The sequence below is a fragment of the Empedobacter sp. UBA3475 genome (assembly GCF_002378465.1).
Taxonomy (GTDB): Bacteria; Bacteroidota; Bacteroidia; order Flavobacteriales; family Weeksellaceae; genus Empedobacter; species Empedobacter falsenii_B.
Genome location: NZ_DFRA01000042.1, coordinates 16,582 through 40,140 on the forward strand (window position 1 = coordinate 16,582; position 23,559 = coordinate 40,140).

The following is a 23,559-nucleotide window of genomic DNA, read 5'->3' on the forward strand; positions in this document are numbered from 1 at the left end:
ATTAGAAAATGGCACAAATAGAAAGTCACGATGACGGTGGCGGAAAGAAAGTCCGTTCCAAAAAGAATTCGACGAAAGTCGATATGGCTCCTTTGGTTGATTTAGGTTTCTTATTAATTACTTTCTTTATGTTTGCAGCGACATCGATCAAACCAAACGTAATGAACTTGAACATGCCTCCAAAAATTGATACACCAAAACCAACAGATATTCCTGAAATTAAATTAGCAAACTCTTTGTCTATTTTAATTGGAAAGGATAACAAGTTATTTTGGCATCAACAAGATGAGGCAGGATTAAATGTAGGAACACTTAATGAAACTGACTACTCTAAAGTTCGTGATATTATTACAGCGGCACAAGGTAGAGCAGATAAAGATAAGTTTACAGTAATTATTAAACCAATGGATGATGCCACGTATGATAATTTAGTAACTATCTTAGATGAAATGGAAATTACAAAGTCTACTCGTTACGGAATCGTACCTGTTGCACCTTTTGAACAAAAAGTGTTCGACGAAAAAGTAGGTAAATAATTAGTTTAATTGTTAAATTTAAAAGAATTAAAATGTCAGAAAATAACAACAAACTAAAATCCTTAGACGAGATAGTATTTGAAGGTAGAAATAAAGCGTACGGTGCTTATGACATGAGAATGACTGAGAAGAGTACGTTGTTAAAAGCCTTTATTCGTGGATTTATAGTAATTGCGATTTTAGCTTTTGCACTTATTGCTTCTGCAACAGGAATGTTTGATAGCAAGAAGACAGAAGATGTAGTCGTAGACGTTCAGCTTGAGGATTTGAATATGCCTGAACCTCCAAAAGAGGAGGAAGTGGTTGAACCAGAACCACCAAAGCCAGAGCCAGAACAAAGATATCAAGAAGAAACAGCTCAGGTGAAAGTGGTTATGCCAGAACCTAAAGCTCAGCCTAAAAAAGAAGAAACCGTTCCTGAAGTAAAGGAAATGGCAGATAAAGATTTAGGTTTAGTAGATAGAGAAGGTCCAAAATCAACAACACAAACTGGTGGAGCTAATGAAGTAAATACTAAAAAAGAAGCACCAAAAGATACACCAGCGACTCCTAATCCAGGAAAAGGTACAGAACCTGCTGCTCCATCTACAGTAACTGCTCGTACAGCGGCTGTAATGGCGGTATATCCTGGTTGTGAGAAAGATGCTGCAAAAGGTAAACAAGCTGCAACAGACTGTTTATCTAAAAAGTTATCACAAGATTTACAAGACGAGTTGCAAGATTTTGCGAATGACGCTGCTGGTCAAGGTTTATCAGGTGTAGTAGCTGCTAAACTTTCTTTTCAAATTGACACTGATGGTAGAATCGTTGGAATTTCTCCAATGGGTGATGCTAAGTTAGGTCCTGAAGCTAAAAAAGCTTTAGAGCGTATTACACAACGTCAACAAAAAAGAGGGAAAACGATCAAACCTGCTCAAACAGAAGATGGTCGTGCTGCGAAGTTGAATTTCAACATTCCAGTTAAAATGCAAATTGAGTAAGACTTAATTTCATATATAAAAAAAGAGGCTAAAATTAATTAGCCTCTTTTTTTGTGTTTAATTTTTAGAACATATCTTTATGTTTTGCAGGTTTTAATTATCAGTTTTGATAAAATTAAAAAGCATCTTCAATTGTATGAAGATGCTTTTTCGATTATAAGAGTTTATTCTTAATTTAAAACGTAAAATCTTTTAATAAACTTGTATATCGTTCAATTCCATGTTCTATTTCGGATAAATAAATATATTCGTCTGGTGTATGAGAACGAGCTGAATCTCCAGGTCCCATTTTTACCGTTTCGAAATTCATCATTGCTTGATCCGACATTGTTGGCGAACCATATGTTGTACAACCTAATTCGATTCCTTTTTGTACAATTGGATGATTTTCTGAAATACGTGAAGAATTTAAACGCAACGAACGTGCTTTAATTTCTGCTTTTGGTAAACAACTTGAAATAATATCAACAACTTCTTGATTTGAGTACAATTCGTTTACACGACAATCTACAACCAAACGACATTCATCTGGCACAACATTGTGTTGCTTTCCTGCTTCAATTTGTGTAACCGTCATTTTAACTGGTCCTAACATATCCGAAACTCTTTCGAATTGATACGTTTTGAACCAATTCATCACATCAATCGCTTCGTAAATTGCATTTACACCTTCGTTTCTTGCAGCATGTCCAGTTTTCCCTTTTACAATTACGTCCATTACAACCAAACCACGTTCTGCAATTGCCATGTCCATTTGCGTAGGTTCACCTACAATTCCCAAATCGATTTTTGGTAAATTAGGTAAAATACTTGCAACATTTAATTGTCCTGAACTTTCTTCTTCAGCTGTGACTGCGACAATTAGATTAAATGGTAAATCATCATTCAAGAAATTGATATAAGTTGCCAATAAACTTACCGCAGAAGCTCCTGCATCGTTACTTCCCAAACCTACTAATTTATCGCCTTCTATCGTTGCTTTCAATGGATCATACGTCCAAGAAGAACCAAATTTTACCGTGTCGTGATGAGAGTTTAATAAAATTGTTTTTTTGTTCTCATCAAAATTTGGATGAATACTCCAAACATTGTTATTCTGACGATGAGCCGTTGCACCATGATCAGTTAAAAACTTGAAAATAATATCGGCCGTTTTATCTTCTTCACTCGAAAAAGATTGAGTTTCGATTAATTGACACAACAAATCGACAGCTTTCTTTTTGAGAACAGCTAATTCTAACATAAAATTGTTTTAATCTCTGAGTTAATGTTTCGCGCGTGTACCAAACATACATTTTTTACACCCGCATTGATTACTTTGAATGAATTGTCTAATTTCGGAATCATTCCTTCGAAAATTACACCTTCTTCTTTTAACTGCAAATATAAAGTTTCGTTAATTTTTGGGATCAATGTTGTGTCATCATTTACATCACGAAGTACACCAATTTTATCAAAACAGAAATTTAACTCTACTTCATTTTCTTGTGACATTGCAACCGCAATTGTAGAGGCAATAGTATCTGCATTTGTGTTCAACAATTGTCCATTTCCGTCATGTGTAATTGCACAAACAACAGGCGTAATATTGTTGTCAATTAATAATTGAAATAATTCTTTGTTGACGCTTTTATCATTCAAATCTCCAACAAAACCATAATCAATAGTTTTTACAGGACGCTTAGAACCTTTGATTGCATTACCATCTGCACCCGATAAACCTAATGCATTGCATCCAAATTCTTGCAATTTAGAAACGATAGATTTGTTCAAATTTCCGGCATATAATCCTGTCACAACATCCAATGTTGGTTTGTCTGTGATGCGACGACCTTCGATCATTTTAGGCTCGATTCCCAATTGATTTAACATCTTCGAAGCACCTTTTCCTCCACCATGAACCAAAATTTTTGGTTCTTTAATTTCGGAAAACGTTTGTAGGAATTGCTCTAAGTCTTGCTCGTTATCGATAATTCCGCCTCCTATTTTAATAATTTTCAACATTTTAATAAATATGTAAATTTTGTTTGCTTTTTTTTGGTGATACAAAAATATAATATTTAACTTTGCATCTCAGTATAATAACTGAATATCTTGTTGATTAATGGAAGAAATTACTGAAATTGTTCTTCTCAATTATGAGAGTAGCTTTCGCAATGAAAGCGCACCTTTTGCTTCTCATATTTTACTTAAGTGTGATGACAAAAGGTCATCTTTTCTCAATTCCTCTTTATTAATCGACTTTCCCTTAAATTATGTATGTTAGAATAGCAAATGCAGATGATGCCAAGTACACAGAATTGTTGTGCGAATGGTACGAAGAATCAGCTCGTATGAGAAAAACGGGTATTGCTAAACGAAATCCAGTTTATCTTGAACGCAAAATGCGTAATGGAAATGCTGTGATTGCTTTTGATGATGATGATCAAATAGCAGGGTTTAGCTACATAGAAACGTACGAAGAAGAAAAATTCGTCGTAAACTCAGGTTTAATTGTTCGTACAGATTTAAGGAGTTCAGGAATTGGACGCGAAATAAAACACGCTGTTTTTGAATTGTCACGTACAAAATTCCCGAAATCAAAAATCTTTAGTATTACAACTTCTTTAGCTGTAATGCGTATGAACACAAAATTAGGATACAAGCCAGTAACATTTTCGGAATTAACACAATCTGATGAATTTTGGAATGGATGTAAAAGTTGTAAAAACTATCACATCTTGATGGAAAATGATCGCGAGCGTTGTATTTGCACGGGATTGGTTTATGATAACCTTGATGACGAGTACGCTAAGCGTGCATTGGCAAATCAATCAAAAAAAGAAAATGAATAAATATACGAACTAAGGTTTTTTTTTGTCTAAAATGAGTATATTTGCATAAAATTTCGAATAAATATTCAAAATGAGTAATAAAAAATACAGATTCCAGATTATAAAAGATTTAATAACAGATCAAGAAATAAGTAATCAAGACGAATTATTAAAAAAATTAATTGATTTAGAGATCACAGTTACTCAAGCAACTTTATCGAGAGATTTGCGCGAATTGAAAGTTTCAAAAGTTCCTAATAGTTCGGGACAATACATTTATCGCCTTACAGAAAGTGCTGTTCCAACGGCAACCGTTACACATAACGAAAATGCAAGTTTGATTTTCTCTAAAAATTTGGGAGTTATCAAAACAAAACCAGGTTATGCAAACAGAATCGCTTTTGAGATTGACAACACACATTTCAATACAATAATTGGAACAATTGCTGGAGACGATACGGTATTAATCGTAATGAAAGAAGAGAGTAGTCGTGAAGAGGTTACCAATGAATTAAGAAGAATTATTCCCAATATAAACAAATAAACAAATAATGAGCAACAAAGCAGTTTTAGCTTACAGTGGAGGTTTAGATACATCGTACTGTTTGGTTAACTTAACAAAAGATCAAGGAATGGAAGTGCATACAGTAATTGTAAATACTGGTGGATTTTCGGCAGAAGAGTTAAAAGATATCGAAGAACGTGCCTACGAATTAGGATCTTCTAAACACGTTACAATTGATATTACAGACAAATATTACAACGATTGTGTTCGCTACTTAATCTACGGAAACATCTTGAAAAATAACACTTACCCATTATCAGTAAGTGCAGAACGAATGTTTCAGTCAATTGCAATTGCTCAGTATGCAAAAGATGTAGATGCAGAATACATTGTACATGGATCTACAGGAGCAGGAAATGATCAAATTCGTTTTGATGTTGCTTTTGCAGTTATCTCACCACAATCTAAAATCATTACACCAATTCGCGACGAAAAATTATCTCGTCAACAAGAGGTTGAATATTTACAAGCAAATGGTGTAAACTATAGTTGGGAAAAAGCTAAATACTCTATTAACAGAGGAATTTGGGGAACATCTGTTGGTGGAGTTGAAACATTAACATCTAACCAAGCGTTGCCAGAAGATGCTTATCCAACACAATTATCAAGAACAGAATCATCTGTTATCGAAATTGAATTTGAGAAAGGTATTCCAACTGCTTTAGATGGAGAAAAATTATCTCCAGTAGCTTTAATTCAAAAATTAAACGAAATCGGTGGTGAATACGCAATTGGTCGCGACATCCACGTAGGAGATACAATTTTAGGTATCAAAGGACGTGTAGGTTTCGAAGCGCCAGCAGCTTATTTACTAATCAAAGCACACCACTTATTAGAAAAACATACACTTACAAGATGGCAATTGTTGCACAAAGATTCGTTATCAAACTGGTACGGAACCTTATTGCACGAAGCACAATACTTGGATCCAGTAATGCGTGATATTGAAGCATTCTTAGAATCTTCTCAAAATCATGTAACAGGAAAAGTGAAAGTACAATTAAATCCTTATCATTTCTCAATGATTGGAATAGAATCGCCTTATGATATGATGCAATCTAAAGTCGCTTCTTATGGAGAAGAAAACGAAGCTTGGGACAGTAGAGATGCAAGAGGTTTCATCAAAATATTCGGTAATCAATTAAAGATTGTTCATAGTTTCGATTAATTGATTCTTTAAAGTGGATTCCAACGAGCCCACTTTATTTTAGAAATATAGTATAGGTATTATACCTTAAAAAAACACGCGCAAAACATAACAAATGACAAACAAAATTAACGTAAGCATTGTAGGAGGTGCTGGCTACACAGCAGGCGAACTGCTAAGAATATTGATACATCATCCGATGGTTAATATTTCGTCTGTGTACAGTACATCAAATGCAGGCAACCCCGTTACCAAAGTGCACGACGATTTGTTTGGAGAAACTGACATCTTATTTTCGGATAAAATAGACGAAAATGCTGATGTCGTTTTTTTATGCCTTGGTCACGGAAAATCGGCAGAGTTTTTACAGAACAATAAATACTCAGCCAACACAAAAATTATTGATTTGAGTAACGATTTTCGATTAAATGCGAACCACATTTTCGAAGATAGAACGTTTGTTTACGGTTTACCAGAATTAGATCGCGAAGCAATCAAAACAGCTCAAAATATTGCAAATCCAGGTTGTTTTGCAACAGCTATTCAATTAGCATTGTTACCATTGGCAGCGAAAAATGAAATCAAAAATGATATTCATATCAATGCTGTAACGGGTTCTACAGGTGCTGGACAAAGTTTATCAGCTTCTACGCACTTTAGTTGGCGAAACAATAACGTTTCTTTCTACAAAGAATTTACGCATCAACACGAAGGAGAAATTTACCAAACATTGAATCAATTAGAAAAAGATTTCAATAACAAAGTATATTTCTTACCAATGCGAGGAGATTTTGCGCGCGGAATTTTAGCAGGTGTTTATTTAAAATCTGATTTATCAGAAGAAGAAGCAAAAAATATCTTCAACGAATATTACAAAAACGAACCTTTTACACATGTTTCTGACGCACCAATTGCATTGAAACAAGTCGTAAATACCAACAAATGTTTTTTACATATCCAGAAACAAGACGATGTATTGTTAATCACTTCTATCATCGATAATCTAACAAAAGGAGCTTCTGGACAAGCCGTAGAAAACATGAACTTGATGTTCGGTTGGGAAGAAAACTTAGGACTTAATCTTAAAACGGTGGCGTTTTAAAAAGTTGTGAGTATTGAGTTATAAGTTTTGAGTATGCAAGATTATAGAAAATTACAAGTTTGGAATCGTTCACATCTCTTGGTTTTAGATTTATATAAAATTGTAAATCAATTTCCAAAAGAAGAACAATTTGGATTAATTTCTCAAATTAAAAGAGCATCATCTTCTATACCAGCAAATATTGCAGAAGGTTGTGGAAGAAACTCAAATAAAGACTTTGCTCAATTTTTAAATATTTCTTTAGGCTCTTTGAATGAAGTCACATATTTTATTTTGCTAGCTAAAGATTTGAATTATATAAATATTGAAGAATATTCAAAATTAACAGATGAGTGTAATGAAATTAAAGCAATGCTAATTGGATTAATAAATAAAATTAGAACAATAGCTTAACTCATTACTCAAAACTCATCACTTAAAACTTATTAAATGAAACTATTTGACGTATATCCATTAATGAATGTAACTCCGGTTAAAGCTAAAGATTGTATTCTTTGGGACGAAAACGGAAAAGAATATTTGGACCTTTATGGAGGTCACGCAGTGATTTCTATCGGTCACTCGCATCCATATTATGTTGAGAAATTAACAGAACAAATTAATAATATCGGGTTTTATTCAAACTCAGTAAATATTCCGATTCAACAAGAATTGGCAGAAAAATTAGGTAAAGCATCAGGTTACGAAGATTATACTTTATTCTTGATTAACTCTGGAGCAGAAGCTAATGAAAATGCAGTAAAACTAGCCTCTTTTCACACAGGAAAAGACCGTGTAATTGCGTTCAAAGATGCGTTTCATGGACGAACTTCAGGAACAGTTGCGCTAACAGATAATCCAAAAATTGTAGCTCCATTTAATTCTCATCACAAAGTATCTTTCGTAGAATATAACATTGATGAAGTGAAAGAAGTAATTGCTGGAGGAGATGTTGCAGCGGTAATTTACGAACCAATTCAAGGAGTTGGAGGAATCATTTTACCTTCTGACGAGTTTGTACAAGAATTAAGAAAAGTTTGTACAGAAAATGGAGTGGTTTTAATTGCAGATGAAATTCAATGTGGTTACGGACGCTCAGGGAAATTCTTTGCACATCAACATTCTGGTATCAAAGCAGATTTGATTACGATGGCAAAAGGAATGGGGAATGGATTTCCAATCGGAGGAGTTTTAATCTCTCCAGAATTTAAAGCTTCTTACGGATTATTAGGAACAACTTTTGGAGGAAATCATTTAGCTTGTGCTGCAGCGGTAGCCGTTTTAGATGTGATTGAGCAAGAAAACTTAATCGAAAATGCAAAAGAAATTGGAGAATATGTTGGAATCCAATTAAATAAATTCCCAAAAATTAAAGAAGTTCGTGGACGTGGTTCAATGATTGGTATCGAATTTGATTTCCCAATCGGCGAATTAAAAAACAACTTAGTTACAAAACACAATATTTTTGTAGGCTACGCAGGTACAAACGTTATTCGTTTATTACCACCTTTAACAGTAACAAAACAATACATAGATAAATTCATATCAGCTTTAGAAACTGAAATTAACATTATCATCAATGGATAAGACAGTAAAATTAGTATTCCAAGACGGATTAGAAATCGAAGGAAAATCTTTCGGTGCGTATACTTCTGCCGCAGGAGAAGTAGTATTCAACACAGCTTTGGTTGGATATAATGAAAGTTTGACTGACCCTTCTTACAAAGGTCAGATTATGGTGATGACAGCTCCAATGATCGGTAACTACGGTGTTCCTGATGATAAAGCAATGATTAATGAAATTGAAGCTTGGATGGAATCGAACCAAATTCAAGTAACTGGATTGGTTGTTTCTTATTATGCTGATGATTATTCGCATTGGAACGCTATTCAAAAATTAGGAGCTTGGTTAGAAAGTCAAAATATTCCTGGTATTTATGGAGTTGATACACGTATGATTACAAAAAAATTACGTGAGCAAGGTTCTACTTTAGGAAAAATTGTTGCTGATACTGATATAGAAGATTACGATCCAAATAAAGATAATTTAGTAGATCAAGTTTCTTGTAAAGAAGTGATTCGTTACAATGAAGGTGCTGATATCAAAATTGTTTTGATTGATTGTGGGGTGAAAAATAATATCATCCGTTGTTTTGTAAATCGTGATGTAGAAGTAATTCGAGTTCCTTGGGATTATGATTATTCAACATTAGAATATGATGGATTGTTTATTTCGAATGGACCTGGTGATCCAGCTTTATGTGTTCCTACGATTAATAATATAAAAGAATCTTTGAAAGCAGATAAACCAATTTTCGGAATTTGTTTAGGAAATCAATTGGTAAGTTTAGCGGCTGGTGCATCTACTTTTAAATTAAAATACGGACACCGTTCGCACAATCAACCTGTACAATTAGTTGGAACAAAAAGATGTTTTATTACATCTCAAAACCACGGTTTCGCAGTAGATGATTCAAAATTACCAGAAGGATTCAAAACATTCTTCACGAACTTAAATGATGGAACGTGTGAAGGAATTCGTCATGAATCAAAACCAATCTTTACAGTTCAATTCCACCCAGAAGCAATGGGAGGACCAGTTGATACAGAATATTTATTTGATGAATTCATCGAAGAAGTAAAAAAATATAAAAACGCAAACGCATAATCAGAATCACGATGTTAAAAAAAGATATTAAAAAAGTATTAGTATTAGGATCAGGAGCATTAAAAATTGGTCAAGCTGGTGAGTTTGATTACTCTGGTTCGCAAGCGTTAAAAGCGTTAAAAGAAGAAGGAATTAAAACAGTTTTAATCAATCCAAATATTGCAACTGTTCAAACTTCTGAAGGTATTGCAGACGAAGTTTACTTCTTACCTGTAACACCTTACTTTGTAGAAAAAGTAATTCAAAAAGAAAAACCAGACGGAGTTTTGGTTGCCTTTGGTGGACAAACTGCCTTAAACTGTGCGGTTGAGTTGAACAAAGAAAATATTTTCGAGAAATATGGTGTTGAGGTTTTAGGAACTCAAATTCCAGTAATTGAAGCAACGGAAGACCGTGATATTTTCATCGAAAAATTAAATCAAATTGGTGTATTAACAGCTCGTTCAGAAGCGGTAGAAACTGTTGCCGATGCAATGGAAGCTGGTAAACGAATTGGTTTCCCATTAATCATCCGTGCAGCATACGCTTTAGGAGGTTTAGGTTCTGGTTTCGCAAATAACGAAGAAGAATTATTAGATTTAGTTGAAAAAGCATTCAATTATTCTTCTCAAGTTTTAGTGGAAGAGTCATTAAAAGGATGGAAAGAAATTGAGTACGAAGTAGTTCGTGATTCTTACGATAACTGTATCACAGTTTGTAACATGGAGAACTTCGATCCGATTGGAGTTCATACTGGAGAGTCAATCGTTATTGCACCTTCTCAAACTTTATCAAATTCAGAATATCATAAATTACGTGAAGTTGCCATTCGCACAATTCGCCATCTTGGTGTAGTTGGAGAATGTAACATTCAATATGCTTTCGATACTGTTTCAGAAGAATATCGTGTAATCGAAGTTAACGCTCGCTTATCTCGTTCGTCAGCTTTGGCGTCAAAAGCAACAGGTTATCCTTTAGCTTTCGTGGCTGCTAAATTAGCTTTAGGTTATTCTTTAGATGAGTTAAAAAATAGTGTAACGCAAACGACATCTGCGATGTTCGAGCCAGCGTTGGATTACTGTGTAGTGAAATTGCCTCGTTGGGATTTAAATAAATTTTACGGAGTTCGTCGTAACATTGGTTCTGCAATGAAATCTGTTGGAGAAGTAATGGCAGTTGGACGTTCTTTTGAAGAAGCAATTCAGAAAGGAGTTCGTATGTTAGATATTGGACATAGAGGTTTCGTAGCAAATGGATTCAAAATTCCAGAAGGTGAATCGTTGGATACATGGTTAGCTGAGCCAAATGACGAGCGTTTATACGCGATTACTGAAGCTTTCAAAGCGGGATATTCGATTGAAAAAATTCACGATTTAACAAAAATCGATTTATGGTTTTTACAACGTTTAGAAAGAATTTTTAATGTATCAAAAGAATTTGAAGCATTAGAAAGATTTGAACAAGTTGAAGCAGATTTAGTAAAACGTGCAAAATTATTAGGATTCTCGGATCAACAAATTGCAGTTTTAGTAAAAGGAGATCAAAACGTACACAGAAACGAATTAACAGTTCGTGAATTACGTAAAAACTTCGGAATTAAACCTGTTGTAAAACAAATTGATACGTTAGCAGCAGAATTCCCAGCACAAACAAATTATTTATATGTAACCTATCACGGAACTGAAAATGATTTGGAGCCAGAAACTGAGAAAGCAGTTTGTATTTTAGGATCTGGAGTTTATCGTATTGGTTCGTCTGTAGAGTTTGACTGGTGTTCTGTAAATGCAGCGCATACAGCATCAAAAAATGGTTACAAAACAATTATCATCAACTATAATCCAGAAACGGTTTCGACAGATTATGATGAGTCAGATCGTTTATACTTCGAAGAATTGTCTTTTGAACGTGTAATGGATATTTTAGATTTTGAACAACCTAAAGGAACAATTATTTCGACAGGAGGTCAAATTCCGAATAACTTAGCGATGAAATTGTACGATCAATCAATTAATATTTTAGGAACTTCTCCTTTAAGAATTGATGATGCAGAAAATCGTCACAAATTCTCAGAAATATTAGATGAATTAGGAATCGATCAACCACGTTGGAAAGAGCTTTCTTCTTTAGAAGCGATTCACAAATTTGTGGAAGAAGTTAATTTCCCAGTGTTAATTCGTCCTTCTTATGTCTTATCTGGAGCTGCGATGAACGTAGTTTCGAATACACATGAGCTAGATGCTTTCTTGAAATTAGCGAAAGAAGTTTCTCCTGATTATCCAGTTGTAGTTTCAGAATTCGTACAAGGAGCAAAAGAAATTGAGTTGGATGCAGTTTGTCAAAATGGAGAAATTGTAGATTACGCAGTTTCTGAACACGTAGAATTTGCGGGAGTTCACTCAGGAGATGCAACAATGTATTATCCACCACAAAAAGTGTACATCGAAACAATTCGTCAAATGCGTAAAGTTGCAGCGAAAATTGCAAAACGTTTCGAAATTTCTGGACCAATGAACATTCAGTTTTTATCAAAAAATAATACAGTTCGTGTTATCGAAACTAATATTCGTGCTTCTCGTTCGTTTCCATTCGTATCGAAAGTTGCAGGAAATAATTTAATCGAAAAAGCAACAAAAGTTTTATTAGGATTAGAAGTAGAAAAAGGACATTCAGAAGTCGTTTACGATTTAGATTATGTAGGAGTGAAAGCTTCTCAGTTCTCATTTACACGTTTAGCAGGAGCTGACCCAGTTTTATCAGTTGACATGTCTTCGACAGGAGAAGTAGGGTGTATCGGTGATACAGCAGAAGAAGCTTTATTAAAATCAATGTTATCTGTTGGATATGAAATTCCTGAGAAAACCGTTTTAATTTCTGGTGGACCAATTGCTTCTAAAGTTGCTTTATTAGAGCCTGCGAAACAATTAATCGCAAAAGGTTACAAAATTTATGCAACAGAAGGAACGCACAAATTTTTTACAGAAAATGATGTGTATTCTACGCTTGTTTACTGGCCTTCTGATAAAAAAGAGCCAAATGTAATGTCTTATTTACATGACAAGAAAATTGATATGGTGATCAACATTCCGAAAAACTTAACAAAAGCGGAATTAGACAACGATTATCAAATTCGTCGTACAGCTGTAGATTTCAATATTCCGTTGGTAACAAATGCACGTTTAGCTTCGGCTTTCATTAATGCATTTACAAAATTATCGATGGATGATTTAAAAATCAAAACTTGGAATGAATACCGTAATAAATAGAAATTAGAATCTAGATATTAGAAGTTAGAAAGCCTCGCATTTGCGAGGCTTTTTTTATGTTATTTTTTTGAATTTGTCATTCCGACAAAAGAAGGAATCTAAATTTAATGCGAAGCTGAAACGAGTTCAACTTAAGTTATCCTGAACTTGTTTCAGGAACACATCATACGTGATTGCCTAATAATCTTGATTAAACATGAAGAAATGAATACACAATAATTCCAATAACAATTATTGAGAAAATAAACGTATTAATTCCTAAAAGTATAGCACCTTTAATTGTTGTAATGATAAATCCTTGGTTATAGAGTTTTTTCAACGCAAGGAAAAAGTAAACAATAATATATAAAACAATCAATGTATTAATCAAAGCTATTATGGCTGATACAGCATTACTATCAATATAATTTGAAAGTTTATTCAAAAGAAAAATTACCAAAATTGATAAAAGAATTACCGTAAAATAATGCAGTGTAAAAATTCCGTGATCAAAATACCACCATTTCTTTTTGTTGTAAAAAATCCATAAGAAGAAAGCAAACAAAGGCATGTATACAAACAAAACTTTCGGAATGACATGCAAAGATTTCTCAACAATAGCTTCTCCTAATTGATCGTCAGAAACCTTTCTTTTTCTCAACTCTTGGTATTTTTCAATAAAGGGAGATAATATTGGAACGTTATTTTTTACTTTAGATTGCAAGTTTTCAATAGATTCCTCGTTCAAATCTTCTAAAGAGTTTGCATTTTTATTTTTTTCAACTTCAGATTTTATTTTTGCACTTTGCTCGACAGTTGTCAATCCTTTGTTCTGTAAAGTGTCTATTGTAGCATTAAGTGCTTTTTGAATTTTTTCAGTATTTTCTATTGATATAGGTTCATTGGAACTATCATTATATTCAGTTTTATGAGAAGGAAATATAGAAATAAGGAAAAACGTTACAAAACTGACAAAAATGTACATTTTAACAGGATTAACAGAACTATTTCGTTTACCACTCAAATATTCTTTGGTTAAAACTCCAGGTTTCAAAAATAGTTTTTTGATTGTTTGCCAAAAACTTCCATCGTAATGAACAAAATCTTCGATAAAGTGAGTAAATAAAAAGTGAAACGGTTGACGTGTTTCTACATTTTCTTGTCCGCAATGTTTGCAATAATGTTCTTCTACGTAATGTCCACAATTTTGGCAATTATGATCTTCTCTTAGTTTTCCGTGACTCATGTGTTAATTAAATAGTTATAAAGCTATAAAAAGATTATTTATTTTGAAAAACACACGTTTGAAAAAATTGAAATTATTTTAAAATTTAGAATGAAATTTATTAAGTATACAGAATATTGTATTTTAGTAGAAATCTATTAGGAAATTTTATGTTTAAATCTTTACAGCTTAAAACTGATGTAACAAAACAATATCAAACAGAATGCGAGGAAAATAATTTGAATAATCTTTCTAAAATTAACATTTTTATCGGACCTAATAATTCTGGAAAAAGTCGTTTTTTGAGAGATTTGTTCTCAATTGAAGAAATCAGATATAATCTAATTCAATTAAAATTAATTGAGTTAAGCGAAATTTATGATGAAGTATCAATTAATATAAAAAATCTGAAGATAAATTATCCATATGAAGTTGATAATAGGCTTAATGTAGATAATTTTTATATTAAAGATGAATATGATAAAGAAGAATTAGTGATTTTGTTCGATGAATACAATAAAATTGATTTAAATAAACAATATTCAAGTTATCATGGAATTAATAAAGATATATATAATAATTTAAAATCTTTAAAGGATAATTTTAATAAAGTTGATTTTAATAATAATCTTTTAAAATTAGATTTTTCAAACAAAGCAATATATATTCCAATTCTTCGTGGTTTAAGAAGCATTAATTATCAAAATGAGGAATTTACGAGAGAAGATTTTTATTTTGAAAGAACAAAAAATGATTATTTTAAAGATGCGAAACTTGAGTTTAATACAGATGAATCTATTAAATCTATTTTTACAGGTTTATCTTTTTATGATGATGTTCAAGAATTATTACTTGGAAATTACGAGCAAAGAAAGTTAGTAAAAGATTTTGAAATATTTTTGAGTCAAACATTCTTCCAGAATAAGAAGATTACCATTATTCCAAGATTAAAAGAAAAAGATGTTTACATTAATATCGAAGGTGAAGAAGATAGACCAATATATAATTTAGGGGAAGGCGTACAAGCAATTATTATTCTTACTTATCCTTTATTTTTTAATAAAGGAAAAAACCTTAAGATTTATATTGAAGAACCTGATGTTTATTTACATCCAGGTTTCCAACGTATTTTAATTGAAACTTTATTGAACACGAAAGGTTTTGAAGAGTTTCAATATTTCTTTACAACTCATTCTAATCATTTTTTGGATATGACATTAGATTATAAAGAAATTTCTGTTTACAAATTTACTAAGGAAAAAGAACAATTTTTTATACATAATATTGATAATCCAGATATAACTTTATTAGAACATTTAGGTGTTAAAAATTCATCTGTTTTTCTAACGAATTGTACAATTTGGGTAGAAGGAATAACAGATAGAATTTATATCAGAAAGTATTTAGAACTTTATCAAGAAAGTTTATCAAAAGAATCTAAAAAATATTTTGAAGATATTCATTACTCTTTTGTAGAATATGGAGGAAATAATATTACACATTGGAGTTTTTTAGATACTTCTGGTATTAATGTAGAGCGTTTGTGTGGTAAATTATTTCTTTTAACAGATAGCGATAATGCTAAATCAGGCGCTAAATATGAAAGGTTTACTAAACTTCAACAAAAATTAGGAGATCAATATTATTGTCTGCAAGCTAAAGAAATAGAAAATTTATTAACTAAAGAAATTTTATTAGAAACTTTAAAATTAATTGATAAAACGAAAGATAAAGAAAGTATAAAATTTAAGGATAAAGCAAAGTTTAATCCTAACACTGCAATAGGTACTTTTATAGATAATCATATTGAAGGACTAAATAAAATGTATAAAAATGAGAGTGGAACAATAAAAGAAAAAGTCCAATTTGCTCAAGGTGTAGTGAATGTTCTTTTAGACTTTAATCAACTTACAGATGAAGCTCAAAAATTAACAATGAAAATTTATAATTTTATCAAAGAAAATAATTAAAACAAAAAATCCACTTCTCTCGAAGTGGATTTTATATTTCTCGTAAAAATAATTTTCTTAAAACTCAGCAAAAAAAGCTTCTACTTTTTCTACGCCGTTTGCGTCTAAGGCTTCAACCAATTCTTTTTTGATTTCTGTTAATTCTTTCTTTTTCGCTTTTTTCAAAACTGGTTTTGCAGTTTCCAAAAAGTTTTCGATTTGTTCTAAACCACGAGAACTTAAGAATTTTTCGTCTGTTTTTTTCAATTTAGCGTAAACTTGTACCAACATTCTACATTGTTCCAAAGCCAAAACGTATTCTTTTACAGTTTCTAACGTAATCATATAATGCAACATCAATTGTACTGAAGGCATATTACGTTGATGACCAAATTTCGTGTATTTTTCTAATGCAATTCCAAAAGATTCTTTACTACGTTCGATATTTTTATTTAAAGCTGCAGAAATGACAACATTAAACCAATCGTCTGAATTATCAGAGTTTTGAGCGATATCGAAAAATGCATTATCCGCATTCTCAAAATCTTGTAAACTATAATATGATAAAGCAATTAATTTCTTAGCATCGTACAATTGTTTTGGGTCTTTCGCATCCAATAAACCTTCACAAATTTTGATACACATCTCGAAATTGCTGTTTCCAAATAAATCTCTCGCAGTGTTCAACAACGAATTAGTCGCATTCTGTTCCAACGCTTGCTCGTACATAAATTGACGTGCTCTCAAAACATCCTCGTATGTGATATAATCGTAATTGATTTTCATTTTTTTCGTCTCTTTGTTAATTCGCAACTAAATTAATTAAATCTTTAAGAAAGTACTTAATTATTTATCTTTTTTTAATAAATGTCGAATCACCGTTTCTGCCGCATGCAACCCGAATAAACCAGGCATCCACGAATTAGTTCCGTAAAACGATTTTTTATAATTTTTTCCATCCGTTAATTTAACCGAAGATTCATCAGGAACTTCTGTCGAAAAAACAGCTTTTACACCTTTATTAATTCCTTCTTTTTTTAATCGTTTTCTAACATTTTTTGCCAAAGGACAAACATCTGTTTTACTAATATCACGCACTTGTACTTTGCTTGCCAAATATTTTCCTCCAGCGCCCATATTGCTGATTACTTTAATTTTTTTGCGTTTTGCAGCTAAAATCAAATTAATTTTTGGTGTAACAGAATCGATGCAATCTAACACATAATCAAAATCTGGTGTGACGATTTCGTGTGTACGTTCTGGACTCAAAAATTCGTTGATACGCGTTAATTCTAATTCAGGATTAATGTCCATTAAACGATCGCCAACGATGTCTACTTTGTTCATTCCAACAGTTGAGTGTAAAGCGGGTAATTGTCGATTAATATTTGTAATATCAACAGTATCACCATCAACAATTGTCATTTTTCCAACTCCTGCGCGTGCGATAAATTCTGCGGCAAAAGAGCCAACTCCACCTAAACCAACAACTAAAATGTTCGAATTTTTTAGGATTTCTAAACCTTCTTCTTTGAATAATAATTCAGCTCTTTCTTGCCAAACTGCCATTGAAATGTATTTTAATTATGATTGAACTTCGTAACCGAAAACTGCTTTCCAATTTTTCGCTTGTTGAGGTTGTAATTCCTCGATTGTAATTTTTCTCAAATCCGCTGCAAAAGTATAAATTTCTTCAATAGAAATTTCGCTTGCATCATTCTCCAAAAAGAATTGATTCGCAGAAAGATTTGCAAATATAATTTGTAAGTTTTTGTTTGATAGAAGATTTTTACCAAAAGATGCAAAACAATTTTGCGCAATAATTTGATTGAGTAACTGTTCATTCTTATTGAAACCATGAAAAATAAACGGAATCGTCAATTTCATTTGTTTTCGAATCTGTAAAATTTCTTGATAAGCACGAACCGAATGTATAATGACTGGAAGTTGATATTGCATCGCAATTTCTAACTGTTTTTTAAAAACGTTGATTTGTAATTCAAAATCTGTTTCGCACAATTTATCTAATCCAATTTCACCGATTGCTAAACAGTTTTTATTCGAAATAGTTTGATTAATAATTTCGATTTCTTCCTTTATTGATGAGGTTTTGATGTAAGCTGGATGAATCCCAATTGAAAATAATTTAGCTTCATTATTCAACTCATTTGGAAACTGATTATACAGTTCCAAAACATCTGTTTGATCGGATAAATGATGTGTATGCGCGTTGAGAAACATAGTTCAAATTTAATCTTTTTCAATGATTTTTCGAAATGTTAAAATAGGAATAGAATTTGCTATAGGAATTTGAATGAATTCAGATCATATTTTAAGTCCAAAAATGTTGAAGTTTTTGCCATGGCTTGGTGCGATGGCAATTTTTATGCAAGCTTTGGACGCTACAATTTTAAATACATCTTTACCTACAATTGCAAAAGAATTAGGAAAATCGCCTTTAGAAATTCAGTCGATTATTGTTGCGTATACGTTAACAATCGCTTTGTTAATTCCTTTGAGTGGTTGGCTTTCGGATAAATACGGAACGAAAAAAGTTTTTCAATCTGCTATACTGATTTTTACACTTGGATCCACACTTTGCGCATTTGCCACAACTTTACCTTTTTTAGTCATTTCACGCGTTATACAAGCGATTGGAGGATCGATGATGGTTCCTGTTGTACGTTTAGCAATTTTATATGCTTATCCAAAAAGTGAATTATTAAAAGTAATTAATTTTATCACCATACCAGGGTTAATAGGACCACTTTTAGGACCAACAATTGGAGGTATTTTGGTTGAAACTTTATCATGGCATTGGATTTTCATCGTGAATATTCCATTCGGAATTATTGCACTTTGGATGACAACTTTTGCGATCCCCGATTTTAAACATCCAGTTTTTAAATTTGATATCAGAGGTTTGATTCTTTTTAGTGGAGGAGTTACTGTCTTAACATTGATTATGGAATTGACATCTTCTCGTGTGATTGGCCTGCAAACTGTATTGGCATTGACTGTAGTTTCTGCCTTTTTGATTGGTTTGTATATTTATCATGCAAAACATAAACAACATCCTTTAATCGATTTGAATTTGTTTAACATTAGAACTTTGCGAATTGGTATTATAGGAAATCTTATTACACGATTAGGAATTGGAGGAATACCTTTTCTTATTCCGCTTTTATTGCAAGTTGGTTATGGATATTCGGCTACTGTAGCGGGATTAATTATGATTCCATCTGCAACAAGTAACATTATTGCAAAATCGTTTGTTGTGCCAATTGTGAATAAATTTGGTTATCGAAATATGTTGATTTCCAATACAATAACTTTAGGATTAATCATTTGTATGTTTTTCTTTTTAGAATCGAAATCACCAATTTATTATATCATTCCGTTAATGGTTTTGAATGGATTTTTTAGTTCAATTCAATTTACGGCGATGAATACCTTGTCTTTAGCAGATTTGGACGAAAATACATCCAGCGAAGGGAATAGTTTATTATCGGTTACACAACAATTATCACTAACATTTGGAATTTCTGTAGCTGCATTAATTTTAGGTGTTTTTAGACAAGCAGGATTTGTAAATGGAGTGGAAGTACAAGCTTTTCGTTATTCATTTTTGACGATGGGCGTGATGACAATTTTATCAACTTACATCTTTTTCAAATTAAGAGAATCTGATGGCGCTTCAATGTCGGGGAAGAAATAAAATTTAGAACATAAAAAAATCTCTACCAAGTAGAGATTTTTTTCGTTTTATATTATTTTGATTTAATCATTGTAAAAATGATGGCGAAGTTCACCTTTCAAGTTTGCTTCGTATTGCGTTTTGAATTCTTCTTTCGAAAGGTTTTGACCTAATAAATAAATGGCTTTGGTAATTGCAGCTTCCATTGTCAAATCATAACTCGAAATTGCGCCCATATTTAGTAACGCATCACTTGTAGCATAACGTCCAAGTTCTACCATTCCGCCAGCACATTGCGTGTTGATGATAAGATGAACTCCTTTATTCGTTACTTCTTCCAGCAATTCAATAAACCAACTATCGGTAAAAATATTTCCTGTTCCGAAAGCCTCAATAATAAAAGCTTTCATGTTCGGAGCGTTTAAAACACTTTCGATAAAAGAACGATTCATTCCAGGGAAAATCTTCAAGACACCAACATCAGCATTTAGATTTTTGTTGATCGAAAGTTTATCCGTAACAACATTTTTTAACAATAAATCTTCTTTCACTTCCAGATGAACACCGGAAACTCCAATTACTGGATAATTCGGCGACTCGAAAGCATCAAAGTTTTCTGCATTAATCTTAGTTGTTCTATTCGCACGAAACAATTTATATTCAAAATACACACAAACTTCCTTGATAATTGGTTTGTCATTTTTACGTAACGAAGCCAATTGAATCGAAGTAATTAAGTTTTCTTTCGCATCTGTGCGCAAATCTCCAATTGGTAATTGTGAACCAGTGAAAATGACAGGTTTCTCGAGGTTATCAATCATAAAACTCATTGCAGAAGCTGTATACGCCATTGTATCTGTTCCGTGCAAAACAACAAAACCATCATAGTTTTCGTAGTTTTGTTGAATGGTTTCGGCAATTTCTATCCAATATTTAGGTTTCATATCAGACGAATCTATAGGCGTATCGAAACTATGATAATCGAAAGAACAATCTAGAAGACCTAACTCTGGAATTTGTTTTAACAAATTATCAAAATTGAAAGGTTTCAAGGATTGGTCGCCATAATCTTTCGCCATTCCGATTGTTCCTCCTGTATAGATTAATAAAATTTTTGTTTGCATGCGGTTTGATTAATTTCTGGTTAAAATTAATGATTCTAAAAAATCTGTACAACATCTTTTCTTAAACTCCGATATTTTGTAAATTGGATAAATAATTGTGAACAGAAATTTAAACTATCAACTTGATGAAACTATTACTTTTAGCCATTACAACTTTGTTAACATCAGCTTATGTTAATGCGCAATCTGATGAAGGATTGTTTGAAGTTGAGTATGAAATGAACGGACAAGAACTGAAATCTTTTGCTTTTTCTACGGATAATTGTGCTCAGAATTTGATTGTGAAATCGTGGGAAAATTGGGTAACGAACAAAGAAGGTTCTTCTGCTTTTTTGAAAAAACACGAAGCGAGTAATATCAAGTTCAAAAATTCGCAAGATGTGTATAAATCTGTGATTAGTTTGGTTGATGAAGAAAATGGAAAAACGACCGTGATTAATACATTAACGGATCAAAATGGAATGACATTTAATAGTAATTCGGCAGAGTTTGATAAAATTTATGCTCAATTGCAAGATTTAGCAACAAAAACGAAGCAAGGTTGTGTACGAAATGAGTTGAGGTTAGCGAACGAAAATATGATTCGATTGACAAAAGAAAACGCTGATGCACAATTGAAAAAAGGAAACTCGATCAAATCATATCTAAAAGATAATAATACCTTATTGAAATTAGAAAGTAAAAAGCAAGCTTTGGGCGATAAGTTAGATTTGGTGGTGAATCAATTGGAAAGAGAATCGAATGATAAAGTAACTGATGGTTTGATGAAGAAAAAGATAAAAACAGAAAATTCTTTGCGATCGATAGAAGATCAAGTAGTAACATTGAGCGGAAAAATACAAACTGCCGAAGAGAATGATAAAGGTTTGGATGCAAAAATTAATCAATTAACAAGTCAAATTCAACAACAACGCTCGATTACGGAAAATTTAAAAAAGAAATATTCATCAATTGCACGATAATTGTTAGAGAAATTATATATTTACTAAATATCAACAAATAAATATTATTAAAATCAACTCGTTATGGGATTATTTTCGTTTATCAAAAATGCCGGAGAAAAAGTCTTCGGAGGTGCAGAAACACCAGAAGAAAAAGCAGCTAAAGTACAAGAACAAGTTGCAAAACAAGGATTTGATTTGTCAGGAGTAACTTTTTCTACTGATGGAAATAAAATTGTAGTAGCTGGACAAGCGTTGGACATCAACGAGAAACAAAAAATTTTAGCAACAGCAGGTAACATTGATGGAGTGGAAGGAGTAGAAGATCAATTAACATTGAAAACACCTTTGAAAATTGAGATTCCAGATTTATCTAAGACAATGTATACTGTAAAAAGTGGAGATTCTTTATCTAAAATTGCAAAAGAAGTTTATGGAGATCCAATGCAGTATCCAAAAATTTTCGAAGCAAACAAACCAATGTTAAAACACGAAGATAAGATTTATCCAGGTCAGGTTTTATATATTCCTCAGGATTAATACAATAGAAATAAAATATTAAGGTTAAAACTCCTACAACCAAATGATTGTAGGAGTTTTATATTTTTACAGCATGGTTTTTGCAGAATATATACTCGCAATAAAAAATAATAACATATATTCGTATAACTGAAATAAAAAAAATAATTATGAAAGTTTCAATTTTGCCAGTAGCGGTTATCGCTGCTTCAACTTTATTTAGTTGTGTTAGTCAGAAAAAGTATGATGAATTACAAAATAAATTCAATTCTGCTTATTCTGAGAACCAAGGATGTCAAACAGAATTGGCTGTAGCGAAAGCTAAATTAGCTAATTTTGAATCTAACCAAGGTCAGTATGAAAACACAGTTCAGAGTGAAAGAAATCAAATTAAACAATTACAAGAACAATTGAAAAATTGTATTAATGGTGGTTCTAAAAACGTTTCTGAATTAGTGAACGAAATCAATCAGTCTAACAAATACATCAAACATTTGATCGATGCGAAAAGCAAATCGGATAGTTTGAATATGGTTTTAACAAACAACTTAACGCGTTCTTTATCTAGCAATGAAGCAAAAGATGTTGATGTTAAAGTATTAAAAGGTGTTGTTTACATCTCGTTAGCTGATAACATGTTGTACAAATCTGGTAGCTACGAAATTTCACCTGCTGCAGGAGAAACTTTAAGTAAAATTGCGAAAATCATCAACGATTATAAAGATTACGATGTATTGATTGAAGGTAACACAGATAATGTGCCAATTTCTAAACCAAACATCCGTAACAACTGGGATTTATCTGCTTTACGTGCATCTTCTGTTGTACAAGCATTACAAAACCAATACGGTGTTGATGGTAAACGTTTAACAGCTGGTGGACGTGGAGAATATAACCCATTAACTACAAATGCTACTGCGGAAGGAAAATCTAAAAACCGTCGTACACAAATTATTATCTTACCTAAGTTAGATCAATTTATGGATTTAATTGGGCAAGCTCCAAAAAACTAATTTTGATAAAAAAATCAAATTAATATAGAAAGAGCCACTTTATAGTGGCTCTTTTTTTGGACACTGTCCAAAATTTTGTG

General features: G+C 32.2%; 22 protein-coding genes. 15 read left to right on the top strand and 7 right to left on the bottom strand.

The window, feature by feature from the left end:
* Positions 1-8 precede the first annotated feature (8 nt).
* Both B3I31_RS09710 and B3I31_RS09715 read left to right on the top strand, forming a co-directional pair.
* The gene (locus B3I31_RS09710) at positions 9-536 is read left to right on the top strand and encodes an ExbD/TolR family protein (protein WP_291060135.1); all 528 of its coding nucleotides are present in this window, start codon (positions 9-11) and stop codon (positions 534-536) included.
* A 32-nt stretch (positions 537-568) separates the two neighbouring features.
* The gene (locus B3I31_RS09715) at positions 569-1,516 is read left to right on the top strand and encodes a hypothetical protein (RefSeq protein ID WP_280063119.1); all 948 of its coding nucleotides are present in this window, start codon (positions 569-571) and stop codon (positions 1,514-1,516) included.
* A 175-nt stretch (positions 1,517-1,691) separates the two neighbouring features.
* Here the strand turns inward: B3I31_RS09715 and B3I31_RS09720 are convergent, their stop codons facing one another.
* Both B3I31_RS09720 and argB read right to left on the bottom strand, forming a co-directional pair.
* Positions 1,692-2,759 carry a M20 family metallo-hydrolase gene (locus tag B3I31_RS09720; RefSeq protein ID WP_291060138.1) on the bottom strand — a complete coding sequence of 356 codons (1,068 nt, stop codon included), beginning with the start codon at positions 2,757-2,759 and terminating at the stop codon, positions 1,692-1,694.
* Positions 2,753-3,520 (bottom strand): acetylglutamate kinase, encoded by a 768-nt coding sequence (gene argB, locus B3I31_RS09725; RefSeq protein WP_114999092.1) that lies wholly within the window; start codon positions 3,518-3,520, stop codon positions 2,753-2,755. The genes B3I31_RS09720 and argB overlap by 7 nt, the downstream gene beginning before the upstream one ends.
* Positions 3,521-3,771: 251 nt before the next feature.
* Between argB and B3I31_RS09730 the strand changes: the two genes are divergently transcribed.
* The 8 genes from B3I31_RS09730 (at position 3,772) to carB (ending at position 13,032) form a co-directional block, all read left to right on the top strand.
* A complete protein-coding gene (locus B3I31_RS09730) occupies positions 3,772-4,350 on the top strand; it encodes a GNAT family N-acetyltransferase (RefSeq protein ID WP_219034927.1) in 579 nt (192 codons plus the stop codon).
* 70 nt (positions 4,351-4,420) lie between these two features.
* Positions 4,421-4,873, top strand: coding sequence for an arginine repressor (locus tag B3I31_RS09735; RefSeq protein ID WP_221854616.1), 453 nt, complete (start codon positions 4,421-4,423; stop codon positions 4,871-4,873).
* 7 nt (positions 4,874-4,880) lie between these two features.
* The gene (argG, locus tag B3I31_RS09740) at positions 4,881-6,062 is read left to right on the top strand and encodes an argininosuccinate synthase (protein ID WP_291058561.1); all 1,182 of its coding nucleotides are present in this window, start codon (positions 4,881-4,883) and stop codon (positions 6,060-6,062) included.
* A gap of 94 nt (positions 6,063-6,156) precedes the next feature.
* Positions 6,157-7,143 carry an N-acetyl-gamma-glutamyl-phosphate reductase gene (argC, locus tag B3I31_RS09745; protein ID WP_291046819.1) on the top strand — a complete coding sequence of 329 codons (987 nt, stop codon included), beginning with the start codon at positions 6,157-6,159 and terminating at the stop codon, positions 7,141-7,143.
* A gap of 33 nt (positions 7,144-7,176) precedes the next feature.
* Complete coding sequence (locus B3I31_RS09750) at positions 7,177-7,536, top strand: four helix bundle protein (protein WP_219034924.1); 360 nt, start codon at positions 7,177-7,179, stop codon at positions 7,534-7,536.
* A 36-nt stretch (positions 7,537-7,572) separates the two neighbouring features.
* Positions 7,573-8,709 carry an aspartate aminotransferase family protein gene (locus B3I31_RS09755; RefSeq protein ID WP_280050113.1) on the top strand — a complete coding sequence of 379 codons (1,137 nt, stop codon included), beginning with the start codon at positions 7,573-7,575 and terminating at the stop codon, positions 8,707-8,709.
* Complete coding sequence (gene carA / locus B3I31_RS09760) at positions 8,702-9,790, top strand: glutamine-hydrolyzing carbamoyl-phosphate synthase small subunit (RefSeq protein WP_291058563.1); 1,089 nt, start codon at positions 8,702-8,704, stop codon at positions 9,788-9,790. Before B3I31_RS09755 ends, carA begins: the two co-directional genes overlap by 8 nt.
* A gap of 11 nt (positions 9,791-9,801) precedes the next feature.
* A complete protein-coding gene (gene carB, locus B3I31_RS09765) occupies positions 9,802-13,032 on the top strand; it encodes a carbamoyl-phosphate synthase (glutamine-hydrolyzing) large subunit (protein WP_291087959.1) in 3,231 nt (1,076 codons plus the stop codon).
* A gap of 190 nt (positions 13,033-13,222) precedes the next feature.
* On the opposite strand, the gene B3I31_RS09770 is transcribed toward carB, so the two are convergent.
* Positions 13,223-14,257, bottom strand: coding sequence for a DUF3667 domain-containing protein (locus tag B3I31_RS09770; protein ID WP_221854620.1), 1,035 nt, complete (start codon positions 14,255-14,257; stop codon positions 13,223-13,225).
* 149 nt (positions 14,258-14,406) lie between these two features.
* Here B3I31_RS09770 and B3I31_RS09775 point away from each other — a divergent pair, with 149 nt between their 5' ends.
* Positions 14,407-16,206, top strand: a complete 1,800-nt coding sequence (locus B3I31_RS09775) for an ATP-dependent nuclease (RefSeq protein ID WP_221854621.1) — start codon at positions 14,407-14,409, stop codon at positions 16,204-16,206.
* Positions 16,207-16,263: 57 nt separating this feature from the next.
* On the opposite strand, the gene B3I31_RS09780 is transcribed toward B3I31_RS09775, so the two are convergent.
* Genes B3I31_RS09780 through B3I31_RS09790 form a run of 3 tightly spaced genes read right to left on the bottom strand, consistent with a single transcriptional unit; the run spans position 16,264 to position 18,426 of the window.
* Positions 16,264-16,971: a hypothetical protein gene (locus B3I31_RS09780; protein WP_125350289.1), complete on the bottom strand. Its 708-nt coding sequence runs from the start codon at positions 16,969-16,971 to the stop codon at positions 16,264-16,266.
* Between the two features lie 60 nt (positions 16,972-17,031).
* Positions 17,032-17,754, bottom strand: coding sequence for a tRNA threonylcarbamoyladenosine dehydratase (locus B3I31_RS09785; RefSeq protein WP_038336843.1), 723 nt, complete (start codon positions 17,752-17,754; stop codon positions 17,032-17,034).
* A 15-nt stretch (positions 17,755-17,769) separates the two neighbouring features.
* Positions 17,770-18,426 (bottom strand): TatD family hydrolase, encoded by a 657-nt coding sequence (locus B3I31_RS09790; protein ID WP_291058570.1) that lies wholly within the window; start codon positions 18,424-18,426, stop codon positions 17,770-17,772.
* A gap of 73 nt (positions 18,427-18,499) precedes the next feature.
* Between B3I31_RS09790 and mdtD the strand changes: the two genes are divergently transcribed.
* On the top strand, positions 18,500-19,903 hold the full coding sequence (gene mdtD, locus B3I31_RS09795) for a multidrug transporter subunit MdtD (RefSeq protein WP_219034956.1): 1,404 nt from the start codon (positions 18,500-18,502) through the stop codon (positions 19,901-19,903).
* Between the two features lie 62 nt (positions 19,904-19,965).
* On the opposite strand, the gene B3I31_RS09800 is transcribed toward mdtD, so the two are convergent.
* The gene (locus B3I31_RS09800) at positions 19,966-21,006 is read right to left on the bottom strand and encodes an asparaginase (RefSeq protein WP_180905964.1); all 1,041 of its coding nucleotides are present in this window, start codon (positions 21,004-21,006) and stop codon (positions 19,966-19,968) included.
* A 125-nt stretch (positions 21,007-21,131) separates the two neighbouring features.
* Between B3I31_RS09800 and B3I31_RS09805 the strand changes: the two genes are divergently transcribed.
* From B3I31_RS09805 to B3I31_RS09815, 3 genes are all read left to right on the top strand, one after another.
* Positions 21,132-21,968 (top strand): hypothetical protein, encoded by an 837-nt coding sequence (locus B3I31_RS09805; RefSeq protein ID WP_291087962.1) that lies wholly within the window; start codon positions 21,132-21,134, stop codon positions 21,966-21,968.
* Between the two features lie 63 nt (positions 21,969-22,031).
* Complete coding sequence (gene lysM / locus B3I31_RS09810) at positions 22,032-22,487, top strand: peptidoglycan-binding protein LysM (RefSeq protein WP_291074898.1); 456 nt, start codon at positions 22,032-22,034, stop codon at positions 22,485-22,487.
* 149 nt (positions 22,488-22,636) lie between these two features.
* Positions 22,637-23,479, top strand: a complete 843-nt coding sequence (locus B3I31_RS09815; protein WP_181816279.1) for an OmpA/MotB family protein — start codon at positions 22,637-22,639, stop codon at positions 23,477-23,479.
* Positions 23,480-23,559: the final 80 nt, after the last annotated feature.